This window comes from Brevundimonas sp. UBA7506 (genome assembly GCF_002479495.1).
In the GTDB taxonomy this organism is placed as follows: Bacteria; Pseudomonadota; Alphaproteobacteria; order Caulobacterales; family Caulobacteraceae; genus Brevundimonas.
This window is the reverse complement of record NZ_DLNQ01000005.1, coordinates 953,206-960,066: the sequence shown is the minus strand read 5'-3', so window position 1 is coordinate 960,066 and position 6,861 is coordinate 953,206. Positions and strand designations below refer to the sequence as shown.

8 protein-coding genes and 1 pseudogene are annotated in these 6,861 nt (G+C 65.8%); 8 read left to right on the top strand and 1 reads right to left on the bottom strand.

Annotated features, from left to right (window positions below):
- The 4 genes and pseudogenes from tuf to B3K53_RS06670 all read left to right on the top strand — a co-directional run.
- Window positions 1-198: pseudogene (tuf, locus tag B3K53_RS06685) on the top strand (elongation factor Tu); the annotation flags it as partial.
- A gap of 233 nt (window positions 199-431) precedes the next feature.
- Window positions 432-1,583 carry a GNAT family N-acetyltransferase gene (locus B3K53_RS06680; protein WP_292083348.1) on the top strand — a complete coding sequence of 384 codons (1,152 nt, stop codon included), beginning with the start codon at window positions 432-434 and terminating at the stop codon, window positions 1,581-1,583.
- A 14-nt stretch (window positions 1,584-1,597) separates the two neighbouring features.
- Complete coding sequence (locus tag B3K53_RS06675; RefSeq protein WP_292083347.1) at window positions 1,598-2,506, top strand: transcriptional regulator; 909 nt, start codon at window positions 1,598-1,600, stop codon at window positions 2,504-2,506.
- A 104-nt stretch (window positions 2,507-2,610) separates the two neighbouring features.
- Complete coding sequence (locus tag B3K53_RS06670) at window positions 2,611-3,507, top strand: GIN domain-containing protein (protein ID WP_292083346.1); 897 nt, start codon at window positions 2,611-2,613, stop codon at window positions 3,505-3,507.
- Between the two features lie 159 nt (window positions 3,508-3,666).
- On the opposite strand, the gene B3K53_RS06665 is transcribed toward B3K53_RS06670, so the two are convergent.
- Window positions 3,667-4,416 (bottom strand): porin, encoded by a 750-nt coding sequence (locus tag B3K53_RS06665; protein WP_292083345.1) that lies wholly within the window; start codon window positions 4,414-4,416, stop codon window positions 3,667-3,669.
- A gap of 584 nt (window positions 4,417-5,000) precedes the next feature.
- Here B3K53_RS06665 and rpsJ point away from each other — a divergent pair.
- The 4 genes from rpsJ to rplW form a co-directional block, all read left to right on the top strand.
- Window positions 5,001-5,306, top strand: coding sequence for a 30S ribosomal protein S10 (gene rpsJ, locus B3K53_RS06660; RefSeq protein WP_105563630.1), 306 nt, complete (start codon window positions 5,001-5,003; stop codon window positions 5,304-5,306).
- Window positions 5,307-5,329: 23 nt separating this feature from the next.
- On the top strand, window positions 5,330-6,061 hold the full coding sequence (gene rplC / locus B3K53_RS06655; protein ID WP_292083344.1) for a 50S ribosomal protein L3: 732 nt from the start codon (window positions 5,330-5,332) through the stop codon (window positions 6,059-6,061).
- Window positions 6,061-6,699 carry a 50S ribosomal protein L4 gene (rplD, locus tag B3K53_RS06650; RefSeq protein WP_292083343.1) on the top strand — a complete coding sequence of 213 codons (639 nt, stop codon included), beginning with the start codon at window positions 6,061-6,063 and terminating at the stop codon, window positions 6,697-6,699. Before rplC ends, rplD begins: the two co-directional genes overlap by 1 nt.
- Window positions 6,699-6,861 (top strand): 50S ribosomal protein L23 (gene rplW / locus B3K53_RS06645; RefSeq protein ID WP_292083382.1); only part of this gene is annotated, 163 nt, incomplete at its 3' end. The genes rplD and rplW, both read left to right, overlap by 1 nt.

The following is a 6,861-nucleotide window of genomic DNA, read 5'->3' as shown; positions in this document are numbered from 1 at the left end:
AAGCTCTTCTGCCGCCGGACGGACGTAACCGGCACCGTGCGCCTGAAGCAAGGCGCGAAGATGAGCATGCGGGGCGAAACCGCCGAGCTGGACGTCGAGCTGACCACGCCGATCGCGATGCAAGAGAAGCTGCGCTTCGCCATCCGTGAAGGCGGCCGCACCGTCGGCGCCGGCGTCGTGGCCAAGATCGTCGCCTAAGCGATGGATCCGGGTCTTCGGACCCGAACAGTAAGCGTACCGGCCTGAAGCAGCCCGCAAGGGCGTCAGGCCAGGCGTAAAGCGTAACAGGGCGGCCCCCGGAGCAATCCGGGGGCCGTTTTGCTGTCGGGGTGAAGGGGCGCATAAACCATGGCGGTAAACGCTGCCGAAAGGCGGGGGCGTCAGAACCGGCTGGAATGGATCTTGCTGTCCATTTGCTCAAAGAGAGACCGATGTCCGGCGCACTGACCCTCGATATCCGATCCATGGACAGCCTGACGGCTGACGAGCGCGTGCAGTGGAACGGCTGGGCTGCAGCCGATCCGGATCTGGCCAGCCCCTATTTCCGCGTCGAGTTCGCCGAGATCGCCGCGCGGATCAGCCCGGACTGCGGCCTGGCCGTATTCCATCGCGACGGCGCCGTCGTCGGCTACTTCCCCTATCAGAAGCGCGGGGGCGCAATTCAGCCGATCGCCGCGCCGATGAACGACTATCACGGGGTCATAGGCCCGAAAGGCGCTACGCCGAGCCTAGATGAGGTCGCCCGCCTGCTGGGCGGCCGGCGGTTCAGCGTCAACGGCTGGGTGGGGGCGGCGTCGGACGGCGTCCGGGGCGAGAGCTTCCGCACCACGATCCCTCAGGAGGGCGGGTATGACGCCTGGTATGCGGCGCGACGTCAGGCCTTTGGCAAATACTTCAAGGACAAGGAGAGGGCGCGGCGCAGCATGGCGACCGAGTTCGGTCCGGTCGAGGTCGAGATGGGCCTGCGCGACGCCAGCCTGCTGGACGAGCTGATCGCGCTCAAACGCGAGCAGTACCGGCGGACCACCCGGCACGATGTGTTCGCTTGCGGCTGGACCCGCGACCTTCTGCACGCCCTGATGACTGAGGGCCATGAAGATTTCGGTGCCTCGATCGCGGTGCTGCGCGCCGGCTCCAGGATCGCCGCCATGGAGTATTCGCTGCACGCGGGCCAACGGTTCCATTTCTGGTTCCCGGCCTATGTTCCCGCCCTGGCCCGGTGCTCCCCCGGGATCATCCTGAGCATGGAGACCATCCGGCTGGGGGCGGAGCAGGGGTATCGCGACTTCGACTACGGCTTCGGCGGCGAGGCCTACAAACGCTACTTCTGCGACACAGTGCAACCGGTCACGGAGGCGGCGATCCTTCGACCGGGGCTCCCGGCCGTGCTGGGCGACATGACCGAGGCCGTGCTGAAGCTGGCGGGGCCGGAGCGGGCGGAGAAGCTTGGCAACAGCCTGTGCCGCCGCTGGAACGTCATCGAGGCCTGTGAGACCAACGGCGTGGACCGCTTGAAGGGCGCCGCCCTGGCCGCGCGCGTGGCCTTTTCCAAGGCCATGGATCGACCGGCTAACGCATCATGAAGACGAGGACCATCATGTCTGAACGCGGCACCCGCTATCCGGGCCCTATCGCCGAGGCCGCCGTTCATCCGCATAGCCTGATTGCTCAGGGCTTCGCCGAGGATGCGGCCCTGGCCGAGGTTCTCGACCGCTACCCGGCCGAACTGTTCGACATCAACCTGTATGACTACGACGACGAAGGGCAGGTCTCGCTGCGCACCGGCGCGCGCGGTCGGCTGGACGGCGGCCAACTGCTGGAAGCGATCCAGCAGGGCCGGCTGTGGGTCAACCTGCGCGGCGTGCAGACGGGGTGGCCGGCGCTGTGGGCTGCGGCCATGGCTGAATATGGCCAGATCGAGAAGACCTATCCGGGGCTAAGGGCGGTCACCAACGCCGGCCAGCTGATTCTGTCATCGCCCAAGGCGCGGGTGCCCTATCACTTCGATGCGGCAGGGGTGGTGCTGTTCCACCTGCGGGGCCGCAAGCGGATCTTCGTCTATCCGGGCGACGAGGCGCATCTGCCCGAGCGCAACATGGAACAGGTCGTGGCGCGTCAGACGACCGAGGAACTGCCCTACGCCCTTGCCTTCGAGAAGGACGCGCGGATCATCGATCTGGAGCCCGGGCAGGCCCTGACCTGGCCCCTGTATGCGCCGCACCGGGTGGAGAACCTGGACCGGTTCTGCGTCTCCCTGTCGATGGATTTCCAGACCTGGCCGTCGCGGTTCCGCAACGGGGCGCTCTACACCAATGCGGTGATGCGCAGCCGGGGCGGGGCGCCGCGCTTCACCGACCAGATGGGGCAGGGGGAGCTGGCGGCGCGCTGGGCGGCGTCCCTGGCCCTGCGCCGCATGGGAGCATTGAAGAGCCGGATCGCTCAATTCGAGCGGGACTTCGAGCCCGAGGTCGGCGCGGCGGACGGGGCAGGGGCTCTTCAGTCCTGAGCGCCCCAAGCCCATTCCTTACAACGGCTTCATGACCTCGATTTAAAATGACTTGGCGGGCGCCCGAGGTCACCTTCGCCACAGATCAGGAGAGGGACACCGCCATGAAGATCGCCGTTTACGCCGCCGCCTCCGCCGCCGTTCTGGCCGCAATCGCCGCCGCCCAGCCCGCCGCCGCCCAGGAGGCCGAAATCCGCAATGCGGTCGCCCGGGTCATCGTGATTCCCGAGGACCGGGCCGACATCGGCGTCGAGATCACGCAGGGCTCGGCCGACCTGCCGCAACTGACCATCGAGCGCCGTGGCGACAAGGTTCGCATCGACGGCGGGCTGGGTCGTCGCCGCAGCATGCTGCAGTTCTCCAACGACAGCATCCGCGAGTACAACAACGGCCGGGCGGATGCGCGCCAGCCGGGCGAAGGCGCGACGGTCGAACTGGCCGGCAAGGGGCGCATCCGCCTGGAGGACGCGCCGCTGATCGTCCTGCGCACGCCGCGGGAAGTGGACGTCAGTTCGGGCAGCGGCGTTTACGGATCGATCGGACGCGGGGCCCGCTCCGTCGATCTGGGCGCCGGCGGCTGCGGCAACTGGACCGTGGCCAATGTCGACGGCCGACTGGAGATCGGCGTCGGGGGCTCCGGCACGGTCCGCGCCGGAACGTCGCGATCGCTGGAGGCGTCGGTGGGCGGCTCGGGTTCGATCTTCGCCGGGGCCACGGGTGATCTTGAGGCAAACGTCGGCGGCTCAGGCAATATCGTCGTGGCGAACGTGAACGGCCCGGTGGACGTTTCCATCGGCGGTTCGGGCGATGTGAGCATCCGCGGCGGTCGCGCCTCCAACCTGGACGTCGCCGTCGCCGGTTCGGGCAATGTGCGATTTGACGGAGCGGCGGGTAGCGTGGACGCGTCCATCGCCGGGTCGGGCGACGTTCGCATCGCCGAGGCGACCGGTCCGGTGTCGCGCTCGATCGTCGGTTCCGGCGAGGTGCGCATCGGACGCTGATCCGACAGCCTCGCCGCGAAGAAGGCCCGGGAGCGTGGAACCCCCCGGGCCTTTCTCATGTCTGGTCGTGGCCTGCTCTGGCCAGGTCCATAAAAAAACCCCGGCGGATCGCTCCGCCGGGGTTTCATTTCGACCTAGAAGTCGAAGGTCTTCCTTGGCTTAGAAGCCGCGGACGACCGGCAGGCTGGCCAGGGTGCGGCCCAGGTTGGCGCCGGCGCGGTCCAGCGACTGCAGGGTGCCGCCGAAGTTGTAGCGAGCGCCGATCATGAAGACGTCAGCGTCGACGTCGACGTTGGCGATCTCGCTCGACACGCGCTGGTACGAGCCGTTGACGCTGAACGGGCTGTTGGCGAACTGGTACTCAGCGCCGGCGCCGTAAGCCCAGACGTCCGAGTCGCCCAGGTCGGTGTCGACGTTGCTGTACGACACGCCAGCGTTCAGGCGGAACGACGGGTTGACGTAGTAGGCGGCGTCGCCGCCGACGGTCCAGGCGTCAGCGCCGTCCAGGTCCGAGTAGGAGACCAGGCCGGTCAGGGTGGCCGAGGCCAGATACTTCTGGATTTCAGCGCCAACCGTGAAGGTCTCGTCGCCGCCCAGGTCGGTCACGCCGACGAAGCCGCCGGCGCGCAGGTCCGAACCGAAGGTCTTGGTCAGGTGGGCGGCAGCGGCGGCCGTGGTGTCGTCGCCGAAGTCGCTGTCAGCATAGTTGACGGCGCCGTTGACGGTGACGGTCCATTCCGGGGCGACCTTGAAGGCGCCGACGCCGTCCAGTTGAGCGCCGTCGGTCTTGAAGCCTTCGGTGTCCGAGTGAACGTAGCCGATGCCGGCCGAGCCGACAGCGTCTTGAGCGAAGGCCGGAGCGGCGATCAGGGTGGCGGCGGCGACCGAAGCGAGGAAGACGGTTTTCATTATGATTATCCTTTTTATACGCCGCCGGGTTCGCACCGTGGCGGCACGGGGAAGATAGGCCCCGCATTGTCGTTTCGCTGTTACGAACTTGTCATCTTTCAGCGGTTTAGGGGCGATGTTGCCGAAGGGTGACGCATTGCGGCACGTTTGCGTCGCGAGCCGGGGCGACAATGCGGCGGACGGTTAACAAGCCCGTCATGTGGCCTCGCTTTCGCCTCAGGCCTTAAAAAACGCCCGGCGTCCGATGCTCGATCGGCCTATTATAAGGAGTCTCGGGGCAGGCGAGGGGATGAGTCTCAAACGCCCGCCACGCAACGGTTTCGGCGCTTGACGAAAACGGAATCGGCGGGCATAAGCAGCCCTCTTGTTGGACCGGCTGTGCATCTTCGGGTGCAGACGCGGTTCGCAGGAACGACCTAAGTTACTGTTCTTTGCAGCATTCTTGGGACTTTATGGCCTTCGCGGGGAACTGCGTGGGCCAATCGTTTTTGCGGATTTGCGTTCCTTGGGGCTCTGCCCGAGGCTTCGGTCTTTGAAATGGTTCACAGGGACGCGGTTCCGACCGCTTGGGAATAACAACCGATATGGATCAAAGCATCCGCATCAGGCTCAAGGCCTTCGACCATCGCGTCCTCGATTTTTCGACGCGCGAAATTGTCAACACCGCCAAGCGCACCGGGGCGACCGTTCGTGGTCCGATCCCGCTGCCGACCCTGATCGAAAAGTTCACCGTGAACCGCTCGCCGCACGTCGATAAGAAGTCGCGTGAGCAGTTTGAAATCCGCACGCACAAGCGCGTGCTCGACATCATCGACCCCACCCCGCAAACCGTGGACGCGCTCATGAAGCTCGACCTGTCGGCCGGTGTGGACGTCGAGATCAAGATTTAAGAAAGAAAGAGGCGGGATCCGACATGCGTACGGGCGTGATCGCCAAGAAACTGGGTATGACGCGCGTCTTCGCTGAAGACGGCGCGCACATCCCGGTCACGGTTCTGCAGCTGGATGGCTGTCAGGTCGTGGGTCAGCGCACTCAAGAGCGGGACGGCTACGTCGCCCTGCAACTGGGCGCCGGGACCAAGAAGGCAAAAAACACCAACAAGGCTCAGCGCGAAGTTTTCGCCAAGGCCGAGGTCGAACCTAAGCACTATGTGACCGAGTTCCGCGTTGACGCGGATGCTCTGCTGGACGTGGGCGCCGAGCTGTCGGCCGATCACTTCCTGGCGGGCCAGAAGGTCGACATCCAGGGCGAGACCATCGGTAAGGGCTTCGCCGGCGCCATGAAGCGCTGGAACTTCGGCGGTCTGCGCGCCACGCACGGCGTCTCGCTGTCGCACCGTTCGCACGGTTCGACCGGCCAGCGTCAGGACCCGGGCAAGACCTTCAAGGGCAAGAAGATGGCCGGCCACTACGGCCAGGAAGTCGTCACCCAGCAGAACCTGACCGTCGTCCGCGTGGACGCCGAGCGCGGCCTGATCCTGATCAAGGGCGCTGTCCCGGGTCACGACGGCAGCTACGTCAAGGTTCGCGACGCCGTTAAGAAGGCTCGTCCGGCTGAAGCCCCGTTCCCGGGCGCTGTGAAGTCGGCTGCTGCTCCGGCTGCTGCTGCTCCGGCAGTGGAAGCCAATGAAGGCGGTGAAGCGTAATGAAACTCTCGGTCATCAAACTCGACGGCAAGGCTGCTGGCGACGTTGAGCTGTCGGAAGCCGTCTTCGGCATCTCCGACATCCGCGGCGACCTGCTGGCCCGTTACGTCAACTGGCAGCTGGCCAAGCGCCGCGCCGGCACGCACAAGGTTCAAACCCGCAACGAGAACTCTCGTACGGGCAAGAAGATGTACAAGCAAAAGGGCACCGGCGGCGCTCGTCACGGTTCGCGCCGTGCACCGCAGTTCGTCGGCGGTTCGCGCGCCTTCGGTCCGGTCGTTCGCGACCACGGCTATTCGCTGCCGAAGAAGGTCCGCGCCCTGGCTCTGCGTCACGCCCTGTCGTCCAAGGCCAAGGCCGGCGACCTGATCGTGGTCGACAGCGTTTCGGTCAAGGAAGCCAAGACGGCCTCGCTGCGCGAGACCTTCGGCAAGCTCGGCTGGACCAAGGCCCTGATCATCGCGGGTCCGGAAGTCGACACGAACTTCGGCCTGGCCGCTCGCAACATCCCGCACATCGACGTGCTGCCGAACGCCGGCCTGAACGTCTATGACATCCTGCGGGCCGACAAACTGGTGCTGACCAAGGCCGCCGTCGAGGCGATCGAGGCGCGCTTCGCTGAGAAGGAAGCCGCATAATGGCCGCCGCTCAACCCACCGCCAAGCACTACGACACCATCCTGGCTCCGGTGATCACCGAGAAGGCCACGATCCTGTCGGAACAGAACAAGGTCGTCTTCCGCGTCGCCGGAACCGCGACCAAGGACGAGATCGCTGCTGCGGTCGAAAGCCTGTTCAAAG